At 59.9% G+C, this 26,243-nt stretch carries 24 protein-coding genes; 15 read left to right on the top strand and 9 right to left on the bottom strand.

The window, feature by feature from the left end; all coding sequences use genetic code 11:
- Positions 1-1,163 precede the first annotated feature (1,163 nt).
- A complete protein-coding gene (locus AB4N43_RS12480; protein ID WP_460154102.1) occupies positions 1,164-1,529 on the top strand; it encodes a DUF6124 family protein in 366 nt (121 codons plus the stop codon).
- A 224-nt stretch (positions 1,530-1,753) separates the two neighbouring features.
- Here the strand turns inward: AB4N43_RS12480 and AB4N43_RS12475 are convergent, their stop codons facing one another.
- Positions 1,754-2,470 carry an SIMPL domain-containing protein gene (locus AB4N43_RS12475; RefSeq protein ID WP_027924500.1) on the bottom strand — a complete coding sequence of 239 codons (717 nt, stop codon included), beginning with the start codon at positions 2,468-2,470 and terminating at the stop codon, positions 1,754-1,756.
- 318 nt (positions 2,471-2,788) lie between these two features.
- On the opposite strand from AB4N43_RS12475, the gene AB4N43_RS12470 reads away from it, so the two are divergent.
- The 4 genes from AB4N43_RS12470 (at position 2,789) to AB4N43_RS12455 (ending at position 7,303) form a co-directional block, all read left to right on the top strand.
- A complete protein-coding gene (locus AB4N43_RS12470; RefSeq protein WP_027924502.1) occupies positions 2,789-4,051 on the top strand; it encodes an ATP-binding protein in 1,263 nt (420 codons plus the stop codon).
- Entirely contained in the window at positions 4,044-4,604 is a 561-nt protein-coding gene (locus AB4N43_RS12465; RefSeq protein WP_027924503.1) for a response regulator transcription factor, read from the top strand. The genes AB4N43_RS12470 and AB4N43_RS12465 overlap by 8 nt, the downstream gene beginning before the upstream one ends.
- A 96-nt stretch (positions 4,605-4,700) precedes the next feature.
- On the top strand, positions 4,701-6,428 hold the full coding sequence (locus AB4N43_RS12460) for an ABC transporter ATP-binding protein/permease (RefSeq protein ID WP_027924504.1): 1,728 nt from the start codon (positions 4,701-4,703) through the stop codon (positions 6,426-6,428).
- A 125-nt stretch (positions 6,429-6,553) separates the two neighbouring features.
- A complete protein-coding gene (locus AB4N43_RS12455; RefSeq protein WP_027924505.1) occupies positions 6,554-7,303 on the top strand; it encodes a FadR/GntR family transcriptional regulator in 750 nt (249 codons plus the stop codon).
- A 129-nt stretch (positions 7,304-7,432) separates the two neighbouring features.
- On the opposite strand, the gene AB4N43_RS12450 is transcribed toward AB4N43_RS12455, so the two are convergent.
- Entirely contained in the window at positions 7,433-7,624 is a 192-nt protein-coding gene (locus AB4N43_RS12450) for a hypothetical protein (protein ID WP_027924506.1), read from the bottom strand.
- 14 nt (positions 7,625-7,638) lie between these two features.
- Positions 7,639-8,943 carry a phospholipase gene (locus tag AB4N43_RS12445; RefSeq protein WP_460154101.1) on the bottom strand — a complete coding sequence of 435 codons (1,305 nt, stop codon included), beginning with the start codon at positions 8,941-8,943 and terminating at the stop codon, positions 7,639-7,641.
- Between the two features lie 236 nt (positions 8,944-9,179).
- Here AB4N43_RS12445 and kdgD point away from each other — a divergent pair, with 236 nt between their 5' ends.
- The 5 genes from kdgD (at position 9,180) to AB4N43_RS12420 (ending at position 15,759) form a co-directional block, all read left to right on the top strand.
- Complete coding sequence (gene kdgD / locus AB4N43_RS12440) at positions 9,180-10,091, top strand: 5-dehydro-4-deoxyglucarate dehydratase (RefSeq protein ID WP_027924508.1); 912 nt, start codon at positions 9,180-9,182, stop codon at positions 10,089-10,091.
- 60 nt (positions 10,092-10,151) lie between these two features.
- Complete coding sequence (locus AB4N43_RS12435; protein WP_460154100.1) at positions 10,152-11,597, top strand: aldehyde dehydrogenase family protein; 1,446 nt, start codon at positions 10,152-10,154, stop codon at positions 11,595-11,597.
- 89 nt (positions 11,598-11,686) lie between these two features.
- On the top strand, positions 11,687-13,066 hold the full coding sequence (locus AB4N43_RS12430; RefSeq protein WP_027924510.1) for an MFS transporter: 1,380 nt from the start codon (positions 11,687-11,689) through the stop codon (positions 13,064-13,066).
- An 11-nt stretch (positions 13,067-13,077) separates the two neighbouring features.
- A complete protein-coding gene (gene garD / locus AB4N43_RS12425; RefSeq protein WP_460154099.1) occupies positions 13,078-14,631 on the top strand; it encodes a galactarate dehydratase in 1,554 nt (517 codons plus the stop codon).
- Positions 14,632-14,817: 186 nt separating this feature from the next.
- Entirely contained in the window at positions 14,818-15,759 is a 942-nt protein-coding gene (locus AB4N43_RS12420) for an AEC family transporter (protein WP_027924512.1), read from the top strand.
- Positions 15,760-15,832: 73 nt separating this feature from the next.
- On the opposite strand, the gene AB4N43_RS12415 is transcribed toward AB4N43_RS12420, so the two are convergent.
- The 6 genes from AB4N43_RS12415 to gatC all read right to left on the bottom strand — a co-directional run bounded on the left by AB4N43_RS12415 (position 15,833) and on the right by gatC (position 21,056).
- Entirely contained in the window at positions 15,833-16,213 is a 381-nt protein-coding gene (locus AB4N43_RS12415; protein ID WP_027924513.1) for a carboxymuconolactone decarboxylase family protein, read from the bottom strand.
- Entirely contained in the window at positions 16,210-17,271 is a 1,062-nt protein-coding gene (locus AB4N43_RS12410; protein ID WP_027924514.1) for a calcium/sodium antiporter, read from the bottom strand. Before AB4N43_RS12410 ends, AB4N43_RS12415 begins: the two co-directional genes overlap by 4 nt.
- Positions 17,272-17,321: 50 nt before the next feature.
- Positions 17,322-17,696 carry a septal ring lytic transglycosylase RlpA family protein gene (locus AB4N43_RS12405; RefSeq protein ID WP_027924515.1) on the bottom strand — a complete coding sequence of 125 codons (375 nt, stop codon included), beginning with the start codon at positions 17,694-17,696 and terminating at the stop codon, positions 17,322-17,324.
- Between the two features lie 148 nt (positions 17,697-17,844).
- Positions 17,845-19,290, bottom strand: coding sequence for an Asp-tRNA(Asn)/Glu-tRNA(Gln) amidotransferase subunit GatB (gatB, locus tag AB4N43_RS12400; protein ID WP_059181616.1), 1,446 nt, complete (start codon positions 19,288-19,290; stop codon positions 17,845-17,847).
- Positions 19,291-19,300: 10 nt separating this feature from the next.
- On the bottom strand, positions 19,301-20,752 hold the full coding sequence (gatA, locus tag AB4N43_RS12395) for an Asp-tRNA(Asn)/Glu-tRNA(Gln) amidotransferase subunit GatA (RefSeq protein ID WP_027924517.1): 1,452 nt from the start codon (positions 20,750-20,752) through the stop codon (positions 19,301-19,303).
- 16 nt (positions 20,753-20,768) lie between these two features.
- Positions 20,769-21,056 (bottom strand): Asp-tRNA(Asn)/Glu-tRNA(Gln) amidotransferase subunit GatC, encoded by a 288-nt coding sequence (gatC, locus tag AB4N43_RS12390; RefSeq protein WP_007901429.1) that lies wholly within the window; start codon positions 21,054-21,056, stop codon positions 20,769-20,771.
- A 211-nt stretch (positions 21,057-21,267) separates the two neighbouring features.
- Between gatC and mreB the strand changes: the two genes are divergently transcribed.
- The 5 genes from mreB (at position 21,268) to rng (ending at position 26,219) form a co-directional block, all read left to right on the top strand.
- The gene (gene mreB, locus AB4N43_RS12385) at positions 21,268-22,305 is read left to right on the top strand and encodes a rod shape-determining protein MreB (RefSeq protein WP_002555108.1); all 1,038 of its coding nucleotides are present in this window, start codon (positions 21,268-21,270) and stop codon (positions 22,303-22,305) included.
- A gap of 179 nt (positions 22,306-22,484) precedes the next feature.
- A complete protein-coding gene (mreC, locus tag AB4N43_RS12380) occupies positions 22,485-23,573 on the top strand; it encodes a rod shape-determining protein MreC (RefSeq protein WP_027924518.1) in 1,089 nt (362 codons plus the stop codon).
- The gene (gene mreD, locus AB4N43_RS12375) at positions 23,573-24,064 is read left to right on the top strand and encodes a rod shape-determining protein MreD (RefSeq protein WP_027924519.1); all 492 of its coding nucleotides are present in this window, start codon (positions 23,573-23,575) and stop codon (positions 24,062-24,064) included. The genes mreC and mreD overlap by 1 nt, the downstream gene beginning before the upstream one ends.
- Before the next feature lie 43 nt (positions 24,065-24,107).
- A complete protein-coding gene (locus tag AB4N43_RS12370; protein WP_027924520.1) occupies positions 24,108-24,704 on the top strand; it encodes a Maf family protein in 597 nt (198 codons plus the stop codon).
- A 57-nt stretch (positions 24,705-24,761) separates the two neighbouring features.
- Positions 24,762-26,219, top strand: coding sequence for a ribonuclease G (gene rng / locus AB4N43_RS12365; protein ID WP_027924521.1), 1,458 nt, complete (start codon positions 24,762-24,764; stop codon positions 26,217-26,219).
- Positions 26,220-26,243 lie beyond the last annotated feature (24 nt).

Raw genomic sequence — 26,243 nt, 5'->3', positions numbered from 1 at the left:
CGTACGTACCTTAATGTCGCATTTGTATAAATTCAGGCGCATTTGACCGTTTGCGCAGGTTTTTTTCGGTGCAACCGGCGCACCGCGGCGGGGCGATTGGCGGGGCTTGCGCACCCGGTTGGAGCGTGGTGTTACTTATTTATACCCACGTTTTGGGGGTTGAATGGGTTGGGTGGGTGGTTTTTTGGGATTGAGAATATTTTGCGCCGGGCGTGGGGGCTGTTGAGTTTGGGACCGTGTGGTAGGTATTTGTTGTTTAACGGGTTTGTTGTGGGGGTGGGTGCAGTTTGACTGGCAGGTGTTTGTCAGTGGACATCTTGGTTGTTGGTCTAATCAGTACATTATTGGCGACAGTTGGCGCACGGTCATGGGCTGAGTGTTTATGGGTGGTACTGGGTGCAACCTTGGCTTTTTATTGGTGGCGCCTTTTTTCGATGGCGGGGTACATATCCATTCCTGCGGTAACGGCCGCTAATGGTTTCGCTCTTACAGCGAGTCACTTTGGAAGTGCGCCAAAGTAACCAAAGCGCATTTGCCCCTTTCGTTCGGTGCCTCGCCCAGGCTCGGCATGCCCTCGCTCCGGTCCTGCTCCGTGGGCCCGCCGCCATCGGCCATCCATGGCCGGGGGCGGCTAACCCGGCATCCATGCCGGGTTGCCCACTGCGCAGAACCTCCACTCGGCCTCTCGAGGGGGCGGCGCGTCAAGATCAAAAGCTGTAGGCGAGCTAACGCTCGGCCTGTTGAGTGGTGAGAAGCGGCGGGTGTACGCCGACTGATCGTTCCCACGCTCCCGCGTGGGAATGCCGCCAGGGACGCTCTGCGTTCCATTTTTGCGTGTTGAAAGATGTGTAAAAAACACAGCGCTTTCCCACGCATTTTTCAGGTTGTCGGGTAGGAAGCCTTGTCTCTAACCTCTGGCTGTCGCTGCAAAATCAGCGACCGGGTGTGAGATCCCCGGCTATTAGTATTCATCTAGCGCCAATGCCACCATAATTGGCGCCAGCTTATCTGCTGCCTGTAAATGCGTTATGGCGGCTGTGTGCGGGCAGACTTCGGTCTGGCCGGGTGCCTACTACCGGTGATCTCACTCTGCACATAGCTGCCACCTCTTTGCCGCTTGAGATCCGGCGAAGGGAAGGCTCCCGTTACCAGTAGGAGTTTCCATGGATAAGTTAATCCCCGATCCACCCATCACCCCCGAAACCGAAGCCGAAGACATACGCGCCGAAACGCTACTCAAAGACCACGAAGCCATAAAACGCGCCCTCGACTACTACCTCGATTCCCCATCCCAATACACCGAAAAACCCCGCCGTCCCAGCACGATGTACATGATCGCCCCGAACATGGACACCGAAAGCCTGCTGGCCCAAGCCTGCGAATCACTGGCCTCCGCCAGTGTCATGACCAGTGATTTCGCCGCGAACCTGATCGGCCCGCAGCGTAATACGGTGTTGGCGATTCAGCAGATCATCATGCTGGCAGAGCTGGCGGTGAATCCGGCACTGGATAACGTCGATCCAGCATAGTAGTTCAGAGACCACGTTATCGTTCATCGCGAGCAAGCTCGCTCCCACAGGATTTATGTCGTACACAAATACTGTGCTCACCGTAGATCCACTGTGGGAGCGAGCTTGCTCGCGATGGCGGCCTATCATTCGCCAAAGAATTGAAGGGTTTACCCCAACTTCTGGCAGGCAAAAAAAACGGCGTTCACTCCAGTGATCGCCGTTTTTATGTACGTCTTATCAAATCAAGGCATCAACACTTCAATCGCGCCATCCGCCGTCATGCTGACCTGACTGGTGCCCGCCTCAACATCCGGTGTCACCGGTGCGGCGTCCATCGAGGCGGCTTTCATCATCATTGGGGCGCGCATGTACGGTTGTGGATAACCGTTGCTGTTCAGGTTCAGGTTAACGATCTTGTAGCTCTTGCCACCCAGTGCATCGGTCGCCAGTTGTGCGCGAGCCTTGAAGGCGGTCACGGCTTCTTTAAGCAGTGCGTCTTCGCTGGCCTTGCGTGTTGGTGTGGCGATGGCGAAGTCCATGCCGCCCATTTTCAGGTCGGTGAGCAGTTCGCCGGTCAGTTTCGACAGGGCGGCGAAGTCCGAGCTTTCCAGGCGCAGTTCGGCGCGTTCACGCCAGCCGGTGATTTTCTGGCCCTTGGTGTCGTAGATCGGGTAGCTGTTGCGGCTGCCCTGGCGCAGGGTGATGTCTTTGACCTGTTTGGCCTGGGCCAGTGCTTTGTTCATGGTGGTGCTGACGTCGGCGGCGAGTTTGGCCGGGTCGGTGTTTTGGTCTTCGGTATAAAGGGTCACGATCATCAGGTCGCGGGCCACTTCCTGGCTGACTTCGGCGCGCAGGGAAATCTGGTTGTAATGCAGCTCGTCGGCGGCGAGGGCCGGGAGGCTGGCGAGGGTGCCGGCACTCAGGGCGAGGAGGGCGGTGCAGCGGCGCAATGTGTGCATGAAAGCTCCTTGGGCGATGCGCAGGTGTCAGGTCCGAGCCTGCGTGAAACCATCAGACTCTAGCTTTATTGATCCGGTTCGCACAGTTACAACTTCTATACAGATAGCGACAGGTGACCGCTTCGCGGTCAATCGCGGGCAAGCCACGCTCCCACAGGGGAATGCATTTCAAGGTGGGAGCGAGCTTGCTCGCGATAGCGGCCTTATAGCCGCCGCAGAACTTTCTGCCATGTGGCCGTTTGCCGCACTTTTGCCTGTCAGCCCCCGTGCTTGGTTATACTCCGTGCGATCCGCCTGGAGCGCTCATCAGGAGAGCTCATGCTCGCCCCCGTTCAAATCACTTCTGCCACTCGCCAGAACCTCTGGCGGTTGACGTTCATCCGCACGTTAGTGCTCGCCGCTCAGGCCGGTTCCGTCGGGTTGGCCTATTGGCTCGACCTGCTGCCGCTGCCGTGGGTGCAACTGGCCATGACCCTCGGTTGCTCGACGCTGTTGTGCGCATTTACCGCGGTTCGGCTGCGCACGACGTGGCCGGTCACCGAGCTGGAATATGCGCTGCAACTGGCCTGCGACCTGTTTATCCACAGTGCCCTGCTGTATTTCTCCGGTGGCTCGACCAACCCGTTCGTCTCGTATTACCTGGTGCCGCTGACCATCGCCGCGGTGACGTTGCCATGGCGCTATTCGGTGATTCTGTCGGGTATCGCGTTGACGATGTACACCTTGCTGCTCGCGCGGTTCTATCCGCTGCAAACCTTCCCGATTGCCCGGGAGAACCTGCAGGTCTATGGGATGTGGCTGAGTTTCGCACTGGCGGCGGCGGTCATTACGTTTTTCGCCGCGCGCATGGCCGAAGAGCTGCGCCGTCAGGAAGAGCTGCGGGCGATTCGGCGTGAAGAAGGTCTGCGTGACCAGCAATTGCTGGCGGTAGCGACGCAAGCCGCCGGCGCGGCGCATGAATTGGGCACGCCGCTGGCGACCATGAGCGTGTTGCTCAAGGAAATGCGCCAGGACCACCACGACCCGTTGTTGCAGGACGATTTGAGTGTGCTGCAGGATCAGGTCAAGCTGTGCAAAGAGACCTTGCAGCAACTGGTGCGCGCCGCCGAGGCCAATCGCCGTTTGGCGGTGGAAATGCAGGACGTCACCGACTGGCTCGACGAAGCGCTGAACCGCTGGCACCTGATGCGCCCGGAAGCCAGTTACCGCTTCCAGCGCCTGGGCCAAGGCACTGTGCCGCGCATGGCACCGCCACCGGACCTGACCCAGGCGCTGCTGAATTTGCTGAACAACGCTGCTGATGCGTGCCCTGAAGGGCTGCAGGTGACGCTGGACTGGAACGCCGAAGACCTGACCATCAGCATCCGCGATCACGGTGCCGGTGTGCCGTTGGCCATCGCCGAACAGATCGGCAAACCGTTTTTTACCACCAAGGGCAAAGGTTTCGGCCTGGGCCTGTTTTTGAGCAAGGCCAGCGTGACACGCGCCGGCGGCTCAGTGAAACTCTACAGTCATGAGGAAGGCGGCACGCTCACCGAGCTGCGCCTGCCCCGTGTCGCCCGAGGAGACGAACATGAGTGACGATATCCAGGTTGAAGGCGAAGAACTGCCGCATTTGCTGTTGGTCGACGACGATGCAACCTTTACCCGCGTGATGGCCCGCGCCATGGCCCGCCGTGGTTTTCGCGTCAGCACCGCCGGCTCTGCCGAAGAAGGCCTGACCATCGCCCAGGCCGACCTGCCGGATTACGCCGCGCTGGACCTGAAAATGGACGGCGACTCGGGCCTGGTCTTGCTGCCCAAGCTGCTGGAACTGGACCCGGAAATGCGCGTGGTGATCCTCACCGGTTATTCGAGCATCGCCACCGCCGTCGAGGCGATCAAGCGCGGTGCCTGCAATTACCTGTGCAAACCGGCCGACGCCGACGACGTGCTGGCAGCCTTGCTGTCCGAGCACGCCGACCTCGACACCCTGGTGCCGGAAAACCCGATGTCGGTGGACCGTTTGCAGTGGGAGCACATCCAGCGCGTGCTGACCGAGCACGAAGGCAACATCTCGGCCACGGCCCGCGCCCTGGGCATGCACCGCCGTACCCTGCAGCGCAAACTGCAGAAACGTCCGGTGCGCCGCTGAACGGGCGCTGAACGATCATCGCCACCCCTCGCGATAACTCGAGCCGATCAACTATGATCGGTTCGTGTGTGTACTTTTCTTTATCGAGCCTTATCCATGAATCAGAACGCTGAATATTCCGCGGTCAACGATGCCGTGCGCGGGCAGTTTTTCCGCAAGGTCTGGGCGATCATCACGCCCTATTGGCAAAGTGAAGAGAAGGGCAAGGCCTGGACGCTGCTGATCGCGGTGATTGCCCTGTCGTTGATCAGCGTGGGGATCTCGGTGTGGTTCAACACCTGGTACAAGGATTTTTACAACGCCTTGCAGAAGAAGGATGAAGCGGCGTTCTGGCAGCTGATTCTGTATTTCTGCGCGATTGCCGCCGTGGCGATTGTCGGGGCGGTGTACCGGCTCTACCTGACGCAGATGCTGACGATCCGGTGGCGAGCCTGGCTGACGGAGAAACACTTTGCCCGCTGGCTCGGCAACAAAAACTACTACCAGCTGGAGCAGGGCGGTTACACCGATAACCCGGACCAGCGGATTTCCGAAGACCTCAACAACTTTACGGCCAACACCCTGAGCCTGGGCATCGGGCTGATCCGCAACGTCGTCAGCCTGGTGTCGTTCTCGATCATTTTGTGGGGCGTTTCGGGCAGCATTGAAGTGTTCGGTTTTACCATTCCCGGCTACATGTTCTGGTGTGTACTGGTCTACGCCGTGGTCGGTAGCTGGCTGACGCATTTGATCGGTCGTCGCTTGATCGGCCTGAACAACCAACAACAACGCTTCGAAGCCGACCTGCGTTTCTCCATGGTCCGGGTTCGTGAGAATGCCGAAAGTATCGCGTTGTACAACGGCGAGCCGAATGAAAATCGTCGCTTGAGCAGCCGTTTCGGAATGGTCTGGCACAACTTCTGGGACATCATGAAAGTGTCCAAGCGCCTGACATTCTTCACCGCCGGTTACAGTCAGGCCGCGATCATTTTCCCGTTCATGGTCGCTGCGCCGCGTTACTTCGCCGGCAAGATCGAACTCGGTGAACTGATGCAAATCAGCTCGGCGTTCGGCAACGTGCAAGAGAGTTTCAGCTGGTTTATCAGCGCGTATCAGGACCTCGCCTCATGGCGTGCCACCTGTGATCGTCTGCTGAGTTTCCGTCAGGCCATGACCGACAACGAAGAGCGCCAACCGGCCATCGACGTACAGAATCAGGGCGATGAACTGAAGATCCACAACCTCGGCCTCGATCTGGCGGACGGTCGTCACCTGCTGACCAACGCCGACCTGACGGTGGAAGAGGGCGATCGCGTGATGCTCAGCGGCCGTTCCGGCAGCGGCAAGTCGACCTTGTTGCGCGCGATGGGGCATCTGTGGCCAGCCGGCCACGGCAGTATCCGTCTGCCGTCGGCGCGCTACCTGTTCCTGCCGCAAAAGCCGTACTTGCCGATTGGCACCTTGCGTGAGGCGCTGAGTTATCCACAGGCGGGTGATATCTATCCGCAGGAACGCTACGTCCATGTGCTGGAAACCTGCCGTTTGCCGCATCTTGTTGCACGTCTGGATGAGGCGAACCACTGGCAGCGCATGCTCTCGCCGGGTGAACAGCAACGTTTGGCGTTTGCCCGAGCGCTGCTGTATGCACCGCAATGGCTGTACATGGACGAAGCCACTTCGGCGATGGATGAAGAGGATGAAGGGTCGCTGTATCAAGCGTTGATCGACGAGTTGCCGGGGTTGAGCATCATCAGCGTCGGGCACCGCAGCAGCCTGAAGCGTTTCCACCCACGGCATGTTCGAATCGAGAACGGCCATTTGGTGGACCAGACCGTGACCGCATAAACACCACTATCCCTGTGGGAGCGAGCTTGCTCGCTCCCACAGGGATAGTGGATGCTGACGGTGATCGTACAACCGCGTTGAGCTATGATGCGGTTTCAGCCGAATTTTCGAGACAGATGTTCACCATGGAAAACCCGATCGACGCACCACGCCTCCCTCGCAAGCGCCGCAGCCTCGCACAGGAATTGGTGACGGTGCTGTCCGAGCAGATCCGCGACGGTCACCTCAAGCGCGGCGACAAATTGCCCACCGAGTCGGCGATCATGGATGCTCATGGCGTCAGCCGCACGGTGGTGCGCGAGGCGATTTCCCGTTTGCAGGCGGCCGGGCAGGTTGAAACCCGCCATGGCATCGGCACCTTCGTGCTCGATACCCCGAGCCCGAGCGGCTTTCGCATCGATCCGGCAACGGTGGTCACTCTGCGTGACGTGTTGGCGATTCTGGAGTTGCGCATCAGCCTCGAAGTGGAGTCCGCCGGCCTCGCCGCGCAACGCCGCAGCGACGAGCAACTAGGTTTGATGAGAGCTGCGCTGGACGCCCTCAACGAAAGCGCTTCGCATGCCAGCGATGCGGTCGCCTCGGACTTCCAGTTCCACCTGCAAATCGCGCTGGCGACCGGTAACCGCTACTTCACCGACATCATGACCCACCTCGGCACCAGCATCATTCCGCGCACCCGCCTGAACTCCGCGCGCCTGGCCCATGACGACCAGCAGCACTACATGAATCGCCTGAGCCGTGAACACGAAGAGATTTACGACGCCATCGCCCGTCAGGATTCCGATGCGGCGCGGGCCGCAATGCGTTTGCACCTGACGAATAGCCGCGAGCGGTTGCGTCATGCGCATGAAGAGGCTGAGGCGCAGCGGGGTTAATTTTCCGGTCGCAATTTTCTGTTGTCTGCTGGAATGCCATCGCGAGCAAGCCCGGCTCCCACAGTGTCTTGTGAAAACCTGTGGGAGCCGAGCTTGCTCGCGATAGGGCCTTCAGCCCTGATGAAAAAGTTAGCTGATACGCAGGATCGAACGATCCACCCTCACCGCCAATCCAGCCACCCCAGGCTTGGCATCAAACACCACATCCCCCCGTTCATTCACCACCGCCCGCGCAATCACCACGCCCTTGGACAACAACTCCAACGGCGCCCCGTTCATAGATTGGCCCGAAGCCAGTTCCAGTTTCACTTTGATCGTCATCATGGATCTCCTTATCAGGCAACGTTGCCGGTGGGTGTGTAGTCCTTGAGCAGCAAATAAGTGCTCCAGCCCCACCAGTCGTCGATGGTGGCGGTGTCGTTCAGGTTGTTGACGTCCTTGCGCCGCAGCACCTTGCTGCCCTCGACCCTGAACAGCGGCGAGAAATTGCCGGCCGGGTTCAGCGCGGCTTGCAAGTCCGGCAGCTTTTTCAAGGCGCTGAAGTTGCTGGGCGATGGAGCGACACCGCTGAGGTACGCCGTGAAGATCTCATCCGCAGACAGCTGAACCGCTTGATTGACCTGCACGCGATTGGCGCTATCGATCGCGTCGAAATAGCGTTTGTCGCCATACGCGCGCCATTGATCGGCGTTGCCATTACGCACATTGAGGCCGAACTTGCTGTCTTCGTCGTGCATGAAACGGGTGATCAACGAGCCCAGGTCGCTGGGTGTGACCACCGCCGCCAGTTGCTTGCGCGGTACACGCAGGTGGCCCGCGGAAAACAGGTCAGTCAGGTAATGATCGGCAAACGCATTCATCGCGTAGGCGATTTCGAGCTGTTTTTCATCACCACTGTTTTTCGCCAGCACGGCTTGCTGCACGGCCGCAGTGTGGCCGGCGATATAGGCTGCCAGTGCCCCTTCGGCAAAGTGGTCAGTATTGTTGGCGGCGAGTTTCAGATAACGCCCCAACGGGAATAGCGCCGAGACGAAACTGCCGCCGCCGGTGATCTTGTTCCACTCCTCCGACAACGTATCTCCGAGGGCGTCATAGACCTCGTGAGGCTGTTTGCCGTCCTGGATCGCCTGCTTCACGGCGGCGATTTCCTTTTGCATGACCCCGAGGATCAGCTTGGCCTCGGCATTCGCGGCCGGCAGCACCGCCAGCGAGTTGAATGCGTTGGAGAAGCGCTGGACTCGGTCCGGAGCGGTGGCGCCTTCGCTGATCGGTTGCTCGGGAATTCCGTAGAAATCACCGCCCAGCGCAACAACCTGGCCATAGGTCAGCGCCAGCCCGTTGGGCAAATGCAGTTCGACCTGTGAGGCCGGGATCGCGGGGGCATCCTTGATGAAACGCAGCAGGGTGCCATCCCCGATAGCCGTGTGTTCACCCCCCTCGAACCTCAGTGGCGGCTTGCCATTCAAGGCTTTGCCGGAAGGGGAGGCGGACGGTTGAGGCGCGTGGTTGTGAGGTATGCCCAAGTGCAGCACCAGCAATTCATGGCCACTGATGGCAATGCCGTGCTCATTGAAAAGATCATCCAGAACGGTAATGACCTGCTTGGGTTTTTCCTGGGATTGAGTGTGTAGACCTGACATTTCTAGCTCCTTGATATGTCGTAGGCAGATTTCAAATTAACTGTATGTATATACAGTTAATTCGATCTTAGCCCAGAAATTTCCTACGTCAAGGACAGAACCTCTCCTACATAAAAATGCAGACGGCGATGAAATGCAGTTGACGGTTATTATTTAAGTTGTACGATGACCTACAACTCGGCGAAAGCTGAACGGTTTCCTCACACACATACGTTGCTACTCAGGGTGTTCGAATAATGAATCCACAAGAACTGAAGTCCATCCTCTCTTCCGGCCTGTTGTCTTTCCCGGTCACCGATTTCAATGCTCAGGGCGATTTCCATCGCGCGGGCTACATCAAGCGTCTCGAATGGCTGGCCCCATACGGCGCCACGGCGTTGTTCGCCGCGGGCGGCACCGGTGAGTTCTTCTCTCTGGCGGCCAGCGAATATTCGGAAATCATCAAGACTGCCGTCGACACCTGCGAAACCAGCGTGCCGATCCTGGCCGGCGTGGGCGGTTCGACCCGTCAAGCCATCGAGTACGCACAGGAAGCCGAGCGCCTGGGCGCCAAAGGCCTGTTGCTGCTGCCGCACTACCTGACCGAAGCCAGCCAGGACGGCGTTGCCGCCCACGTTGAAGCCGTGTGCAAATCGGTGAAAATCGGCGTGGTGGTTTACAACCGTAACGTCTGCCGCCTGACCGCTCCTTTGCTGGAGCGTCTGGCCGAGCGCTGCCCGAACCTGATCGGCTACAAAGATGGCCTGGGCGATATCGAACTGATGGTGTCGATCCGTCGTCGCCTCGGCGATCGCTTCAGCTACCTGGGCGGTTTGCCGACCGCTGAAGTCTACGCCGCTGCTTACAAAGCCCTGGGCGTGCCGGTTTACTCCTCGGCGGTGTTCAACTTCATCCCGAAAACCGCGATGGATTTTTACCACGCCATCGCTCGCGAAGATCACGCCACCGTTGGCAAGATCATCGACGACTTCTTCCTGCCCTACCTGGACATCCGTAACCGCAAAGCCGGCTACGCGGTGAGCATCGTCAAGGCCGGGGCAAAAATTGCCGGTTACGACGCAGGTCCTGTGCGTGCACCGCTGACCGATCTGACGGCCGAAGAGTACGAAATGCTCGCCGCGCTGATCGACAAGCAAGGTGCGCAGTAACACATCCGATTTAACAGGGCCGCTGAGTGATCAGCGGCCTTTTGCGTGAGGAGAATTGTTGTGGCAGATGCAAAGCGTTTTGATAACTACATCAACGGTGCATGGGTGGCGGGCAGTGATTACTGCGCCAACATCAACCCGTCCGAACTGACCGACACCATCGGTCACTACGCCAAAGCCGATCTGGCTCAAGTCCACGCCGCCATCGACGCCGCTCGCGCCGCGTTCCCGGCCTGGTCGACGTCGGGTATTCAGGCACGTCACGACTCGCTGGATAAAGTCGGTACTGAAATCCTCGCCCGTCGCGAAGAACTCGGTACCTTGCTGGCCCGTGAAGAAGGCAAGACCCTGCCTGAAGCCATCGGCGAAGTGGCTCGCGCCGGTAACATCTTCAAGTTCTTCGCTGGTGAAACCCTGCGTCTGTCCGGCGACTATTTGCCGTCGGTACGCCCGGGTGTGAACGTTGAAGTGACTCGCGAAGCATTGGGCGTGGTTGGCCTGATCACCCCGTGGAACTTCCCGATCGCCATCCCCGCGTGGAAAATCGCCCCGGCCCTGGCGTACGGTAACTGCGTCGTGCTGAAACCAGCGGATCTGGTACCCGGTTGCGCCTGGGCCCTGGCCGAAATCATCTCCCGCGCAGGCTTCCCGGCTGGCGTGTTCAACCTGGTGATGGGCAGCGGTCGGGTGGTCGGCGATGCGCTGGTGCAGAGCCCGAAAGTCGACGGCATCAGCTTCACCGGTTCCGTCGGTGTCGGTCGTCAGATCGCGGTCAGCTGTGTATCGCGTCAAGCCAAGGTTCAGCTGGAAATGGGCGGCAAGAACCCGCAGATCATTCTCGACGACGCTGACCTCAAGCAAGCGGTCGAGCTGTCGGTGCAGAGCGCGTTCTACTCCACCGGTCAGCGTTGCACTGCTTCCAGCCGTTTCATCGTGACGGCCGGCATCCACGACAAATTCGTCGAAGCCGTGGCCGAACGCATGAAGTCGATCAAGGTCGGCCATGCGCTGAAAACCGGTACTGACATTGGTCCCGTGGTTTCCCAGGCTCAGCTTGAGCAAGACATGAAGTACATCGACATCGGCCAGTCCGAAGGTGCGCGTCTGGTCAGTGGCGGTGGTCTGGTGACCTGCGACACCGAAGGCTACTACCTCGCGCCAACGCTGTTTGCCGACAGCGAAGCCGCGATGCGCATCAGCCGCGAAGAGATCTTCGGTCCGGTGGCCAACGTGGTTCGCGTCGCGGATTACGAAGCGGCACTGGCCATGGCCAACGACACCGAGTTCGGTCTGTCGGCGGGTATCGCGACCACCTCGTTGAAGTACGCCAACCACTTCAAGCGCCATTCCCAGGCCGGGATGGTGATGGTCAACCTGCCGACCGCAGGCGTGGATTACCACGTTCCATTCGGCGGGCGTAAAGGTTCATCCTATGGATCCCGCGAGCAAGGTCGCTATGCGCAAGAGTTCTACACCGTGGTGAAGACCTCTTACATCGGCTCCTGACAGGAAACGCCGCGGTATCGGCATCGATGCCGCAACCCCTGTAAATAGTTCCACCCGCGCATAAAAATAATCAGTGGGAGTACATCTACATGCAAGCGACCAAGCCGACCCATGTCCGCTATTTGATCCTGCTCATGCTTTTCCTGGTGACCACGATCAACTACGCCGACCGGGCTACCATCGCCATTGCGGGCTCGAGCCTGCAAAAAGACCTCGGCATCGACGCGGTCACTCTCGGTTATATCTTCTCTGCATTCGGTTGGGCCTACGTGGCCGGGCAAATTCCCGGTGGCTGGCTGCTGGACCGTTTCGGCTCGAAAAAAGTCTACGCACTGAGCATCTTCACCTGGTCGCTGTTCACCGTGCTCCAGGGCTACGTCGGTGAGTTCGGCATGTCCACGGCGATCGTTGCGCTGTTCATGCTGCGCTTCCTCGTCGGCCTGGCCGAAGCGCCATCCTTCCCTGGTAACGCACGCATCGTTGCGGCCTGGTTCCCGACCGCTGAACGCGGTACTGCGTCTGCGATCTTCAACTCGGCGCAATACTTCGCCACCGTTCTGTTTGCACCGCTGATGGGCTGGATCGTCTACACGTTCGGCTGGCAGCATGTGTTTGTGGTGATGGGCAGCATCGGCATCGTGTTCTCGCTGATCTGGCTGAAAGTTATCCACAGTCCGCGTCAGCACCCGATGATCAACGAGGCCGAGTTCAAGCACATCGCCGAGAACGGCGGCATGGTCGACATGGACCAGGACAAAGGCAAAGGGCAAGCCGCCGGCAAACCGGCTGAAGGCCCGAAATGGGACTACGTGCGTCAGCTGCTGACCAATCGCATGATGCTCGGCGTCTACCTGAGCCAGTATTGCATCAACGCCATCACCTACTTCTTCCTGACCTGGTTCCCGGTGTATCTGGTGCAAGAACGCGGCATGACCATCCTCAAGGCCGGTTTCATTGCCTCGTTGCCGGCGATCTGCGGTTTTATCGGTGGTGTGTTGGGCGGTGTGATTTCCGACTACCTGCTGCGCAAGGGCCACTCCCTGACCTTCGCCCGCAAGGCGCCGATCATCGCGGGCCTGCTGGTGTCCAGCAGCATCGTGGCTTGCAACTACGTCGACATCGAATGGATGGTCGTGGGCTTCATGGCCCTGGCCTTCTTCGGCAAAGGAGTGGGCGCGTTGGGCTGGGCCGTGGTGTCCGATACCTCGCCAAAGCAGATCGCCGGTTTGAGTGGCGGCCTGTTCAACATGTTCGGCAACATCGCGTCGATCACCACGCCAATCGTGATCGGCTACATCATCAGCTCCACCGGCTCGTTCAAATGGGCGCTGGTGTTTGTCGGTTGCAACGCACTGGTGGCGGTGTTCAGCTACCTGGTGATCGTTGGTCCGATCAAACGCGTGGTACTCAAGGAGCCGCCAGTCAGCGGTCCTGAAAAAAACAACAAATTGTCACAAGCGCATTCCTGAGGAGCGGCGTCATGCAGTTGATTGAACATTCCGACTCGCCGCGCTACATCCGTCTGCACGAGCGGGACAACGTAGTGATCGTGGTCAATGACCAGGGCGTGCCGGCCGGCACCGAGTTTCCCGATGGCCTGGTGACCGTGGACTTCGTGCCACAAAGCCACAAAGTCACGCTGGAAGACATTCCCGAAGGCGGGCAGGTGATTCGTTACGGCCAGACTATTGGCTACGCGTTGCAGCCGATTCCGCGCGGCAGCTGGGTCAAGGAAGATCAACTGCGCATGCCCACCGCGCCGCCGCTGGACAGCTTGCCGCTGTCCACCGAAGTGCCGGCGGCGCAAGCCCCGCTCGACGGCTATACGTTCGAGGGTTATCGCAACGCCGACGGCACTGTCGGCACACGCAATATCCTGGGGATTACCACGACCGTTCAGTGCGTCACCGGTGTGCTGGATCATGCGGTCAAGCGCATCAAGGACGAGTTGCTGCCCAAGTACCCGAACGTCGACGACGTGGTCGCGCTGACCCACAGCTACGGCTGTGGTGTGGCGATTACGGCGGCCGATGCGTACATCCCGATTCGTACTGTGCGCAACCTGGCGCGTAACCCGAACCTGGGTGGCGAAGCGTTGGTGATCAGCCTGGGTTGCGAGAAATTGCAGGCCGGGCAGGTGATGCACGAGAACGACAGCTCGGTGAATCTGAGCGAGCCGTGGTTGTACCGCCTGCAGGATTCGAGTCACGGTTTCACCGAGATGATCGAGCAGATCATGGCGCTGGCCGAAACCCGTTTGAAGAAGCTCGATCAGCGCCGCCGGGAAACCGTGCCGGCGTCCGAGCTGATTCTGGGCATGCAGTGCGGCGGCAGTGATGCGTTCTCCGGCATCACCGCTAACCCGGCGCTGGGTTATGCCTCGGACTTGTTGCTGCGTGCCGGTGCGACGGTGATGTTTTCCGAAGTGACTGAAGTGCGCGACGCGATCTACTTGCTGACCTCGCGAGCGGAAACTCAAGAAGTCGCTCAGGAACTGGTGCGGGAAATGGACTGGTACGACCGGTATCTGGCCAAGGGCGAAGCGGACCGTAGCGCCAACACCACGCCGGGCAACAAGAAGGGCGGGTTGTCGAACATCGTCGAGAAATCCCTGGGCTCGATCGTCAAGTCCGGCAGCAGCGCGATCAATGGGGTGCTTGGCCCTGGCGAGCGTTTCAAGCGCAAGGGCCTGATCTTCTGCGCAACCCCGGCCAGTGACTTTGTCTGCGGGACGTTGCAGTTGGCGGCGGGGATGAACCTGCACGTGTTCACCACCGGCCGTGGTACGCCGTATGGCTTGGCGATGGCGCCGGTGGTGAAGGTGTCAACCCGTACGGAACTGGCGCAGCGCTGGCCGGATTTGATCGACATCGATGCGGGGCGGATTGCCACCGGGCGGGCGTCGATCGAAGACCTCGGCTGGGAGTTGTTCCACTACTACCTGGACGTGGCCAGTGGCAAGAAGCAGACGTGGGCCGAGCAGCACAAGCTGCATAACGACATCACCCTGTTCAACCCTGCGCCGATCACCTGAGACCGCGTTATCGTTCATCGCGAGCAAGCTCGCTCCCTCCGGGATTTTCGTCGTGCGCAGATTGCGTGTTTTTCGCAGGACAAATGTGGGAGCGAGCTTGCTCGCGATTGCGGTCTAACAGACGCCGAAGGGCTGAGTGGCTTATTATTAGCCCCCTAACGACGCTCACCCAAGGTTCCCCTCGGCATGCTGGCAATCTTCCTCGAAACACTGAACATCACCGCGCCGGTGTTTGCCATGCTGTTTCTGGGTGTGCTGCTCAAGCGCATTGGCTGGATCAACGACAATTTCATCCACACCGCGTCGGCCCTGGTGTTCAACGTCACCATGCCGGCGTTGCTGTTTCTGGGCATTCTGCATGCGGACCTGCACGCGGCGCTGCAACCGGCGCTGCTGATCTACTTCTCGATGGCCACGCTGGTGAGTTTCGCCATTGCCTGGGTCTGGGCGATCTGGAAGTGCCCGCGCGAAGACCGGGGGATTTATACCCAAGGCGCGTTTCGCGGCAACAACGGGGTCATCGGCCTGGCGCTGGCGGCGAGCATGTACGGCGCCTACGGGATTTCCCTCGGGGCGATTCTCGCGGCGCTGGTGATCCTGTTCTACAACACGCTGTCGACCATTGTGCTGGCGGTGTACAGCCCGGTGATCAAGTCCGATCCGTGGAGCATCTGCAAAAGCGTGATGGGCAATCCGCTGATCATCAGCGTATTCGCGGCGGCGCCGTTTGCCTATTTCAAGATCGGTTTGCCGGGGTGGCTGGAGACGTCCGGGCAGTACCTGGCGCAGACCACATTGCCGCTGGCGTTGATTTGCATTGGCGGCACGCTGTCGCTGGCGGCGCTGCGCAAGAGCGGCGATATGGCGCTCAGTTCCAGCCTGGTGAAGATGATCGGCCTGCCGGTGCTGACGACCCTTGGGGCGTGGCTGTGGGGCTTTCGTGGGGCGGAGTTGGGGATTCTGTTTTTGTATTTTGGCAGCCCGACGGCGGCGGCCAGTTTTGTGATGGCCCGTCAGGCTGAGGGGAATCATGAACTGGCGGCGGCGATCATCGTCATCACCACGTTGATGGCGGCGGTGACCACCAACGTCGGGATCTTTTTGTTGCAGTGGGGTGGGTGGATCTAGCCCTGGGATTTTGGGTTGTTTTTCCGGGCCTGCTCGCGATGACGGCTGAACAATCACCACAAATGCCGGATTTTTATTCCGGCTTCTGATAACTCTCAATCACTTCCTGCGCCGCCCGAAATGCATCTATCGCCGCCGGCGCACCGGCATACACCGCGCAATGCAGCAGCGTTTCACGAATCTCTTCCACGGTGCAGCCGTTGTTCAATGCACCGCGCACATGGCCTTTCAATTCCTGCGGGCACTTCAGCGCGGTCAGCGCGGCGAGGGTGATCAGGCTGCGGGTTTTCAGTTCCAGGCCTTCGCGGTTCCACACAGCGCCCCACGCGTGTTCATTGACGAAATCCTGCAACGGCTGGGTGAATTCGGTGGCATTGCCCAGTGCGCGGTCGACGAAAGCGTCGCCCATCACTTGGCGGCGGACTTCAACGCCAGGTTTTTTATTGTCGGTCATGGCACATCCCTCTTGTGGTGTTGGCGACGCCAGGCGAGCAGCGACGTGAACAGCAAAAACGCCACCAGCGCCGGCAGAACGAAAAACAGCATCAGGTGTTCGAGCTTGCCGGCCAGCGGCATGCCGGTGGTGAACGACACCACGTGCAGCCCGTAAGCCAGGTACAAACCCAGGCACAGCAAACCTTCGGCCCGGGTCACCCGGTAGCCGGTGTAGAACAACGGCAGGCACAACACCGCGACGCCGAGCATCACCGGCAAGTCGAAATCCAGGGCGTTGGGTGATACCGACAGCGGTGACGGCGCGATCAACGCTGTCACGCCGAGCACGCCCAACAGGTTGAACAGGTTGCTGCCGATCACGTTACCCACGGCAATGTCGCGCTGACCGCGCAGGGCGGCGATCAGGGAGGTGGCGAGTTCCGGCAGGGAGGTGCTGATGGCGACGATGGTCAGGCCGATGATCCGTTCCGACAATCCAAGGTCGGTTGCCACCACCACGGCGGCGCCCAGCAGCAGATGCCCGGCGTAGACCAGCATCGCCAGCCCCGCCACGATCATCAGCAGGCTGCTGAACCAGGGCGCGGCCTGACTGAGGGGATCGCTCGATGGCGGGCGGGCCGAGTGCCGCGACTGGCGCAACAGCAAGCCCAGGTACAGCGCCAGTGCCGCCAGCAGGATCATGCCATCGGTGCGGGTCAGTTGTTCATTCCAGGCCAGCACGAACACCAGCAGGCTGGCGCCGATCATCAGCGGAATATCCAGGCGCACCAGTTGGCGCGAAACCCGCAGCGGAATGATCAGCGCCGAGAGCCCGAGGGTGACGAGAATGTTGAAAATGCTGCTGCCGATCACGCTGCCGACGGCAATGTCGGCATTGTCCGCCAGGGTGGCTTGCAGGCTGACGGCCATCTGCGGCGCACTGCTGCCGAGGGCGACGATGGTCAGGCCGATGATCAGTGGGCGCACATGCAGTCGCGCTGCCAGGCGCACGGCCGCGCGCACCATCAGCTCCGCGCCGATAATCAGTAGAACCAGGCCGCTGAGCAGTTCAATCAGGCTGATCAGGGGTACATCGGCAAGTCCGAAAATGGTCGGTACTCCGTCTGTCAGTCGTCGAGGGCTTGCACGCGAACCTTGGCGGTACCGCTGCTGATCATGCCCAGGCGTTCGGCGGCTGCATGGGACAGATCGATCAGGCGCCCGCGGGTATGCGGCCCACGGTCGTTGATGCGGACCACGCAGGACTTGTCGTTGTTCAGGTTGGTGACCTTCACCCGCGTGCCGAAGGGCAACTGGCGGTGGGCGGCGGTCATGGAATTCTTGTCGAAACGCTCGCCACTGGCGGTGCGTTTACCTTGGTGTTTGGCGCCGTAATAGGACGCCGTACCGGTCTTGTCGTAGCCGTGTGGATCGATGACATCGTTACTGGCGCAACCGGCCAGCAGAGCGAGCAGGGCGCAGGCACCGAGTAGACGCTTCATTTAAAGGTTTCCACAAACAAATGTGGGAGCGGGCTTGCTCGCGATTGCGTCCTGACAGCCAACTCATTGTTGAATGCAAAACCGCAATCGCGAGCAAGCTCGCTCCCACAGGGGGTGGAGCCAGGCTTTGAAACTGGCTCCATGCTCATCAGCCTTCGAGCTTGCTTTTCAGCAGTTCGTTGACCTGTTGCGGGTTGGCCTTGCCTTTGGAGGCTTTCATGGCCTGGCCGACGAAGAAGCCGAACATCTTGCCGCGTTTGGCTTCGTCTGCCGCGCGGTACTGTTCAACCTGTTCGGCATTGGCCGCAAGCATTTCGTCCAGCACCGCCGAAATCGCACCGGTGTCGGTCACTTGTTTGAGGCCGCGCTTGTCGATGATTTCGTCCGCGCTGCCTTCGCCGTTGGCCATCGCTTCAAACACGACCTTGGCGATCTTGCCAGAGATGGTGTTGTCCTTGATGCGCAGCAGCATGCCGCCCAGTTGCTCGGCCGAAACCGGTGAGTCTTCGATGTCCAGGCCTTGCTTGTTGAGCAGGCTGCCCAACTCGACCATTACCCAGTTCGCCGCCAGTTTGGCGTCGCCGCCGATGCTCGCGACTTTCTCGAAGTAATCGGCTTGCTCGCGGCTGGTCGCCAACACGCTGGCGTCATAGACCGACAGACCGAATTGCTCCTGGAAACGCTCGCGTTTTTGCGGTGGCAGTTCTGGCAGGGTCGCGCGCACGTCGTCGAGGAACGAATCTTCGATGACCACGGGCAGCAGGTCCGGATCGGGAAAGTAACGGTAGTCGTTGGCTTCCTCTTTGCTGCGCATCGGACGGGTTTCGTCCTTGTTCGGATCGTACAGACGGGTCTGCTGGATCACTTTGCCGCCGTCTTCGATCAGCTCGATCTGACGCTGTACTTCGCTGTTGATCGCTTTTTCGATGAAGCGGAACGAGTTGACGTTCTTGATCTCGCAGCGAGTGCCGAACTCAACCTGACCTTTCGGACGGATCGACACGTTGCAGTCGCAACGCAGCGAGCCTTCGGCCATGTTGCCGTCGCAGATGCCCAGGTAACGCACCAGCGCGTGGATCGTCTTGACGTAAGCCACGGCTTCCTTGGCGCTGCGCATGTCCGGCTCGGAGACGATTTCCAGCAGCGGCGTGCCGGCACGGTTCAGGTCGATGCCGGTGGCACCGTTGAACTCTTCGTGCAGGCTTTTACCGGCGTCTTCTTCCAGGTGCGCACGGGTCACGCCAACACGTTTGATCGTGCCGTCTTCCAAGGCGATGTCCAGGTGGCCCTTGCCGACGATCGGCAATTCCATCTGGCTGATCTGATAGCCCTTCGGCAAATCCGGGTAGAAATAGTTTTTACGGGCGAACACGTTGTGCTGGCCGATCTCGGCGTCAATCGCCAGACCGAACATCACCGCCATGCGCACCGCTTCCTGGTTCAGCACCGGCAATACGCCGGGCATGCCCAGGTCGATCAGGCTGGCCTGGGTATTCGGCTCGGAACCGAAGGTGGTGGAACTACCGGAAAAGATTTTCGACCGGGTGGTGAGCTGGGTATGAATCTCCAGCCCGATCACGACTTCCCATTGCATGTGTGTCTCCTCAGAAGCCGGTTGGGGTGCGGGTGTGCCAGTCAGTGTTCAACTGATACTGGTGGGCAACGTTCAACAGGCGACCTTCCTGGAAATACGGCGCGAGCAGTTGCACGCCCACCGGCAGGCCATCGACGAAACCGGCCGGCATGGACAAGCCCGGCAGGCCAGCGAGGTTGGCGGTGATGGTGTAGACGTCTTCCAGGTAGGCAGCGACCGGGTCGCTGTTCTTGGCGCCGAGCTTCCAGGCCGGGTTCGGCGTGGTTGGGCCGAGGATGATGTCGACCTCATTGAAGGCAGCCATGAAGTCGTTCTTGATCAAGCGACGAATCTTCTGGGCCTTCAGGTAGTAGGCGTCGTAGTAACCGGCCGACAGCGCGTAGGCACCGACCATGATCCGGCGCTGCACTTCCGGGCCGAAACCTTCGCCACGGGAACGCTTGTACAGATCGATCAGGTCTTTCGGGTTCTCGCAACGATGGCCAAAGCGCACGCCATCGAAACGCGACAGGTTGGACGAGGCTTCTGCCGGCGCGATCACGTAGTACGCAGGAATCGCGTGCTGCATGTTCGGCAGGCTGATTTCCTTGATCACGGCGCCGAGCTTTTCCAGCTCCTTGACGCTGGTGTGGATCAGCTCGGCAATGCGCGGGTCGAGACCGGCGCTGAAGTATTCCTTCGGCACACCGATGCGCAGGCCTTGCAGCGAATCGTTGAGGCTGGCGCGGTAATCCGGCACAGGCTCGTCGATGCTGGTGGAGTCCTTTGGATCGAAGCCGGCCATGCCTTGCAACAAAATCGCGCAGTCTTCGGCAGTGCGTGCCATCGGGCCGCCCTGATCGAGGCTGGAGGCGTAGGCAATCATGCCCCAGCGCGAAACACGACCGTACGTCGGTTTCAGGCCGGTGAGGTTGGTCAGGGCCGCTGGCTGACGGATCGAGCCGCCGGTGTCGGTGCCGGTGGCTGCAGGCAGCAGGCGCGCGGCAACCGCGGCGGCCGAACCGCCGGACGAACCGCCAGGCACGTATTCCAGGTTCCATGGGTTTTTCACCGGGCCGTAGTAGCTCGACTCGTTGGCCGACCCCATGGCGAATTCGTCCATGTTGGTCTTGCCCAGGGTCACGGTCCCGGCAGCCGCCAGCTTGGCGACGACGGTGGCGTCGTACGGGGCTTTGAAGTTGTCGAGCATCTTCGAGCCGCAGCTGGTACGGATGCCCTGGGTGCAGAACAGGTCTTTGTGGGCAATCGGCGCGCCGAGCAGGGCGCCGCTCTCACCATTGGCCCGGCGTGCGTCAGCGGCTTTCGCCTGCTGGAGCGCCAGGTCCTCGGTGAGGCTGATGAAACTGTTGAGCTGAGGATCAAGCAGGGCGATACGCGCCAGCAGGGTCTTGGTCAGCTCTTCGGAAGAAAACTTTTTTTCGGCGAGTCCGCGGGCGATCTCGGCCAGAGTCATGTGATGCATTGCAGGCTCTTTCCCTTTAGTCGATGACTTTCGGAACCAGGTACAGGCCGTTTTCGACCGCTGGTGCGATGGACTGATAAGCCTCGCGATGATTGGTCTCGGTCACGACGTCTGCACGCAGGCGCTGGCTGGCTTCCAATGGGTGGGCCAGCGGCTCGATACCGTCGGTATTGACCGCCTGCATTTCGTCGACCAGGCCCAGAATGCTGTTCAGGGCCGAAGTGATGTGTGGAAGATCGGCATCATTAAGGCCAAGGCAGGCCAAATGAGCGATTTTTTCCACGTCGGAGCGTTCAAGCGCCATTGCGATTCTCCAGTGGAATACAGAACGGACGGCGTCCGTGTGTTAGATTGTCGGAACACTACCGCATTTCTACGGTCATAAGGCCGCGATTGTGGGGGTTGGTGCACAGAAAAGCGGCCAATTTAACATATTGGCGCCTTGCCCAAAATCCCTGTCGTTGTTAGAGTTTGCCGCACTTTTTTACCCACGCGTTGCCTAGGGTCCCTTTCCCATGTTCAAGAAACTGCGTGGCATGTTTTCCAGCGATCTTTCCATTGACCTGGGCACTGCCAACACCCTTATTTACGTGCGCGAGCGCGGTATCGTCCTGAATGAGCCATCGGTTGTGGCTATTCGGACACACGGTAACCAGAAAAGTGTCGTTGCTGTCGGCACCGAGGCGAAGCGTATGCTCGGCCGTACGCCGGGCAACATTGCTGCCATTCGTCCGATGAAGGACGGCGTGATTGCCGACTTCAGCGTCTGCGAAAAGATGCTGCAATACTTTATCAACAAGGTTCACGAAAACAGCTTCCTGCAGCCTAGCCCGCGTGTGCTGATCTGCGTTCCGTGCAAATCCACCCAGGTTGAGCGTCGTGCCATCCGTGAATCGGCCCTTGGTGCCGGTGCTCGTGAAGTGTTCCTGATCGAAGAGCCGATGGCTGCTGCGATCGGTGCCGGCCTGCCGGTTGAAGAAGCACGCGGTTCGATGGTGGTCGATATTGGTGGTGGTACTACTGAAATCGCCCTGATCTCCCTGAACGGTGTGGTTTACGCTGAATCCGTACGGGTTGGCGGCGACCGCTTCGACGAAGCGATCATCACCTACGTGCGTCGCAACTACGGCAGCCTGATCGGCGAATCCACTGCCGAGCGCATCAAGCAGGAAATCGGTACGGCTTACCCGGGCGGCGAAGTGCGTGAAGTTGACGTTCGTGGCCGTAACCTGGCCGAAGGCGTTCCACGTGCTTTCACCCTGAACTCCAATGAAGTGCTGGAAGCTCTGCAAGAGTCCCTGGCCACCATCGTTCAGGCTGTGAAAAGTGCACTGGAGCAATCGCCTCCGGAGCTGGCGTCCGATATCGCCGAGCGCGGTCTGGTACTGACCGGTGGTGGCGCCTTGCTGCGCGACCTCGACAAGTTGCTGGCCCAGGAAACAGGTCTGCCGGTGATCGTTGCCGAAGACCCGCTGACCTGCGTTGCTCGCGGCGGTGGCCGTGCATTGGAAATGATGGATAAACACACCATGGACCTGCTTTCCAGCGAATAAGTCGCCGGATTGCCTCTATGCTGTTGAGCGCGCAGGCGGCACTTTGCAGTGCTGCCTGTTGGCGCTTATCTTCTGTCAGTCTGCATCCAGGCCGGTTTGATGCCGTATGAGTAAAGAGAACATTTGCCTGGGAGGAGCGGCTTATTAAACCGCTTTTTTCCAAAGGTCCCTCACTGGGCGTGCGCTTATTGGTGCTGGTCGTGCTTTCGATCGCGCTGATGGTGGTCGATGCCCGCTTCACACTGCTCAAGCCAGTGCGTAGCCAAATGTCGCTGGTGCTGATGCAGTCTTACTGGATCACCGACCTGCCGCAGCGGCTATGGCAGGGTGTGGCCAGCCAATTTGGCAGCCGTACCGAGCTCGTCGCCGAAAACGAAAAACTCAAGACCGAAAACCTGCTGTTGCAGGGGCGCATGCAGAAGCTTGCCGCCCTCACCGAGCAGAACGTTCGGCTGCGCGAGTTGCTCAACTCTTCCGCGCTGGTCAACGAGAAGGTCGAAGTGGCCGAGTTGATCGGCATGGACCCGAACCCGTTCACCCATCGCATCATCATCAACAAGGGTGAGCGCGACGGTGTGATCCTTGGCCAGCCGGTGCTCGATGCCCGCGGCCTGATGGGGCAGGTGGTCGAGTTGATGCCCTACACCTCCCGTGTCTTGCTGCTGACCGATACGACTCACAGCATTCCGGTGCAGGTGAACCGCAACGGTCTGCGGGCGATTGCCAGCGGCACCGGCAACCCGGAGCGCCTGGAGTTGCGTCACGTAGCGGATACCGCCGACATCAAGGAAGGTGATCTGCTGGTCAGCTCCGGCCTGGGTCAGCGGTTCCCGGCGGGTTACCCCGTGGCGACGGTCAAAGAAGTGATTCACGATTCCGGCCAGCCATTTGCCATCGTGCGTGCCGTGCCAACCGCCGCGCTGAACCGCAGCCGTTATTTGCTGCTGGTGTTCAGCGATGGCCGCACGGCCGAAGAGCGCGCCAACGAAGCGGCCCAGGCACAAGAGGCGCTGGATCAGCACGGCGGCGGTCCGATCATTCCGGCCACCGTTCCTAAACCGGTTCCGGCGGCAACCGTGGCGCCTGCTGCACCTGCCGTCACGCCGGCGGCCGCTGCGCCGGCTCCAGCAACGCCTGCTCCTGCAACCCCCGCCAAACCGGCCAAACCCGCCGCTTCCAAGCCGCCTGCCGCCAGTAAACCGCCGGCCGTGAAGCCTGCTGTCAAACCGCCTGTCTCCGAACCGGCTGCCACTGGGAGACAAGAATAATGGTCGGCGTCAAAGCCTCCCGAAACAGCTGGATTGTCTGGTTGACGTTCGCGATCGGCCTGTTGCTCAGCGTTTCACCGCTGCCGCAGTTCATGGAAATCCTCCGCCCGTTGTGGCTGGCGTTGCTGCTCGCGTTCTGGGCGCTGACCCTGCCGCAAAAAGTCGGCATGGTCACCGCGTGGTGCCTGGGCTTGGCTGAAGACGTGCTGTACGGCACGTTGCTTGGCCAGAACGCATTGATCCTGACGTTGATTACCTTCCTGGTGTTGTCGCTGCAACAGCGCTTGCGCATGTTCCCGATGTGGCAACAGAGCCTGGTGATCCTGGTGATCTTCGGCCTGGCGCAGCTTGTTCAGTTGTGGCTGAGTGCCTTGACCGGTAACCGTCAACCCACCCTGGCGCTGGTGCTGCCGGCACTGGTCAGCGCGTTGTTGTGGCCCTGGGTCAGCTACGGTTTGCGTGGTCTGCGTCGGCGCTACAAAATCAATTAATTCGGTCAGGCATTGGCCCGCACCTCGACAGGGAGATGTCTTGATGAAACAGCTATACCTCGCCTCAGGCTCGCCGCGTCGGCGTGAACTGCTCACGCAGATCGGCGTGCCGTTCTCCGCCATCAGCGCGGACATCGATGAAACCCCTTTTCCTCAAGAATCCCCGTCGGCCTATGTCGAGCGCCTCGCGCGCGGCAAAGCCGAGGCCGGGCGCGGGACCGTCGTGTCCGACGCTGATTTTTGCGTGTTGGGCGCCGACACCGCCGTGGTGCTGGAAGGCAAAATTCTTGGCAAACCGGTGGACGAAGCCGATGCGTGCGCCATGCTTATGCTGTTGGCCGGTCGTGAACATGAAGTGCTGACGGCCATTGCCGTACTCGATGCCGAACGCTGTGAGTCTCGGGTGGTGCGCAGCCTGGTGCGGTTTCGCAACATCAGTGGCGACGAAGCGGCAGCCTATTGGGCCAGCTGCGAGCCACGCGACAAGGCGGGTGGTTACGGCATTCAGGGCCTGGGTGCGGTATTTGTTGCCGGGCTCAATGGCAGTTATTCGGCGGTCGTCGGGTTGCCGCTGTGCGAAACCGCAGAACTGCTCGGCCATTTCGGCATACCCTGTTGGCAAACACTTAACGCGCGCTGAGCGTCGTACTGACAAGATGTAGCCATTATCGTGAACATGCCTGAACGAGACCCTGCCATGAGTGAAGAGATTCTGATCAACATCACGCCGATGGAATCACGCGTGGCGGTGGTCGAAAACGGTGTTCTGCAAGAGGTCCACGTCGAGCGTACGCAAAAGCGCGGGATCGTCGGCAACATCTATAAAGGCAAGGTCGTACGGGTTTTACCAGGCATGCAGGCGGCGTTCGTCGACATCGGCCTGGACCGCGCAGCATTCATTCACGCCTCGGAAATCTCCCTGCGTGAAGGCCCTGCGGTCGAGAGCATCAGCGCCCTGGTCCATGAAGGCCAGAGCCTGGTGGTCCAGGTCACCAAGGACCCGATCGGTTCCAAAGGCGCACGCCTGACGACGCAGCTGTCGATTCCGTCGCGCTATCTGGTGTACATGCCGCGTACCGCTCACGTCGGCATCTCGCTGAAGATCGAAGACGAGGCCGAACGCGAGCGCCTCAAGCAAGTGGTCACCGATTGCGTGGCCAAAGAAGGCATCAAGGAAGCCGGCGGTTTTATATTGCGCACTGCTGCCGAAGGGGCGGGCGCCGATGAGATCCTCATGGACATCCGCTACCTGCGCCGTCTCTGGGATCAGATCAACGAACAAATCAAAACCATTGCCGCGCCGAGTGTGATCTATGAAGACCTCGGTCTCGCGTTGCGCACCCTGCGTGACCTGGTGAGCCCGAAGATCGAGAAGATCCGCATCGATTCCCGGGAAACCTTCCAGAAAACCACACAGTTCGTCGCCGAACTGATGCCGGAAATCGCCGATCGCCTGGAGCATTACCCGGGTGAGCGGCCTATTTTCGATTTGTATGGCGTCGAAGACGAAATCCAGAAAGCCCTGGAGCGCAAAGTCCCGCTCAAGTCCGGCGGTTACCTGGTGGTCGATCCGGCGGAAGCCATGAGCACCATCGACGTCAACACCGGGGCGTTCGTCGGCCATCGCAACCTTGAAGAAACCATTTTCAAGACCAACCTCGAAGCCGCCACCGCCATTGCCCGTCAGCTGCGCCTGCGCAATCTGGGCGGGATCATCATCATCGACTTCATCGACATGGAAGACGAAGAACACCAGCGCCAGGTGTTGCGCACGCTCGAGAAGCAACTGGAACGCGACCACGCCAAGACCAACATCATCGGCATCACCGAGTTGGGCCTGGTGCAGATGACCCGCAAGCGCACCCGCGAAAGTCTTGAGCAAGTGCTGTGCGAACCGTGCAGCAGCTGCCAGGGCCGCGGCAAGTTGAAGACGCCGGAAACGGTCTGCTATGAAATTTTCCGCGAAATCCTCCGCGAGGCGCGCGCCTATCAAGCGGAAGGCTATCGTGTATTGGCGAACCAGAAAGTCGTCGACCGTTTGCTCGACGAAGAGTCAGGTAACGTTGCCGAGCTGGAAGGGTTTATCGGACGCACGATCCGATTCCAGGTGGAAACCATGTATTCCCAGGAACAATACGACGTGGTGCTGCTCTGAATCGCGGTGTTTCAACCTTAATAG

The organism is Pseudomonas sp. S2_B07 (genome assembly GCF_054668435.1).
The sequence above is the reverse complement of the archived record's forward strand: the minus strand, read 5'-3'. Positions and strand labels throughout refer to the sequence as shown.

What these genes read in the sequence shown, in the direction of transcription:
- AB4N43_RS12430 (WP_027924510.1), top strand. Translation starts at nt 11,687, where the DNA reads ATGCAAGCGACCAAGCCGACCCATGTCCGCTATTTGATCCTGCTCATG.
- AB4N43_RS12445 (WP_460154101.1), bottom strand. Translation starts at nt 8,943, where the DNA reads ATGTCAGGTCTACACACTCAATCCCAGGAAAAACCCAAGCAGGTCATT.
- kdgD (WP_027924508.1), top strand. Translation starts at nt 9,180, where the DNA reads ATGAATCCACAAGAACTGAAGTCCATCCTCTCTTCCGGCCTGTTGTCT.
- AB4N43_RS12455 (WP_027924505.1), top strand. Translation starts at nt 6,554, where the DNA reads ATGGAAAACCCGATCGACGCACCACGCCTCCCTCGCAAGCGCCGCAGC.
- gatB (WP_059181616.1), bottom strand. Translation starts at nt 19,290, where the DNA reads ATGCAATGGGAAGTCGTGATCGGGCTGGAGATTCATACCCAGCTCACC.
- AB4N43_RS12450 (WP_027924506.1), bottom strand. Translation starts at nt 7,624, where the DNA reads ATGACGATCAAAGTGAAACTGGAACTGGCTTCGGGCCAATCTATGAAC.
- AB4N43_RS12420 (WP_027924512.1), top strand. Translation starts at nt 14,818, where the DNA reads ATGCTGGCAATCTTCCTCGAAACACTGAACATCACCGCGCCGGTGTTT.
- AB4N43_RS12370 (WP_027924520.1), top strand. Translation starts at nt 24,108, where the DNA reads ATGAAACAGCTATACCTCGCCTCAGGCTCGCCGCGTCGGCGTGAACTG.
- gatA (WP_027924517.1), bottom strand. Translation starts at nt 20,752, where the DNA reads ATGCATCACATGACTCTGGCCGAGATCGCCCGCGGACTCGCCGAAAAA.
- gatC (WP_007901429.1), bottom strand. Translation starts at nt 21,056, where the DNA reads ATGGCGCTTGAACGCTCCGACGTGGAAAAAATCGCTCATTTGGCCTGC.
- AB4N43_RS12460 (WP_027924504.1), top strand. Translation starts at nt 4,701, where the DNA reads ATGAATCAGAACGCTGAATATTCCGCGGTCAACGATGCCGTGCGCGGG.
- AB4N43_RS12480 (WP_460154102.1), top strand. Translation starts at nt 1,164, where the DNA reads ATGGATAAGTTAATCCCCGATCCACCCATCACCCCCGAAACCGAAGCC.
- AB4N43_RS12475 (WP_027924500.1), bottom strand. Translation starts at nt 2,470, where the DNA reads ATGCACACATTGCGCCGCTGCACCGCCCTCCTCGCCCTGAGTGCCGGC.
- garD (WP_460154099.1), top strand. Translation starts at nt 13,078, where the DNA reads ATGCAGTTGATTGAACATTCCGACTCGCCGCGCTACATCCGTCTGCAC.
- mreD (WP_027924519.1), top strand. Translation starts at nt 23,573, where the DNA reads ATGGTCGGCGTCAAAGCCTCCCGAAACAGCTGGATTGTCTGGTTGACG.
- AB4N43_RS12465 (WP_027924503.1), top strand. Translation starts at nt 4,044, where the DNA reads ATGAGTGACGATATCCAGGTTGAAGGCGAAGAACTGCCGCATTTGCTG.
- mreB (WP_002555108.1), top strand. Translation starts at nt 21,268, where the DNA reads ATGTTCAAGAAACTGCGTGGCATGTTTTCCAGCGATCTTTCCATTGAC.
- AB4N43_RS12470 (WP_027924502.1), top strand. Translation starts at nt 2,789, where the DNA reads ATGCTCGCCCCCGTTCAAATCACTTCTGCCACTCGCCAGAACCTCTGG.
- AB4N43_RS12415 (WP_027924513.1), bottom strand. Translation starts at nt 16,213, where the DNA reads ATGACCGACAATAAAAAACCTGGCGTTGAAGTCCGCCGCCAAGTGATG.
- AB4N43_RS12405 (WP_027924515.1), bottom strand. Translation starts at nt 17,696, where the DNA reads ATGAAGCGTCTACTCGGTGCCTGCGCCCTGCTCGCTCTGCTGGCCGGT.
- rng (WP_027924521.1), top strand. Translation starts at nt 24,762, where the DNA reads ATGAGTGAAGAGATTCTGATCAACATCACGCCGATGGAATCACGCGTG.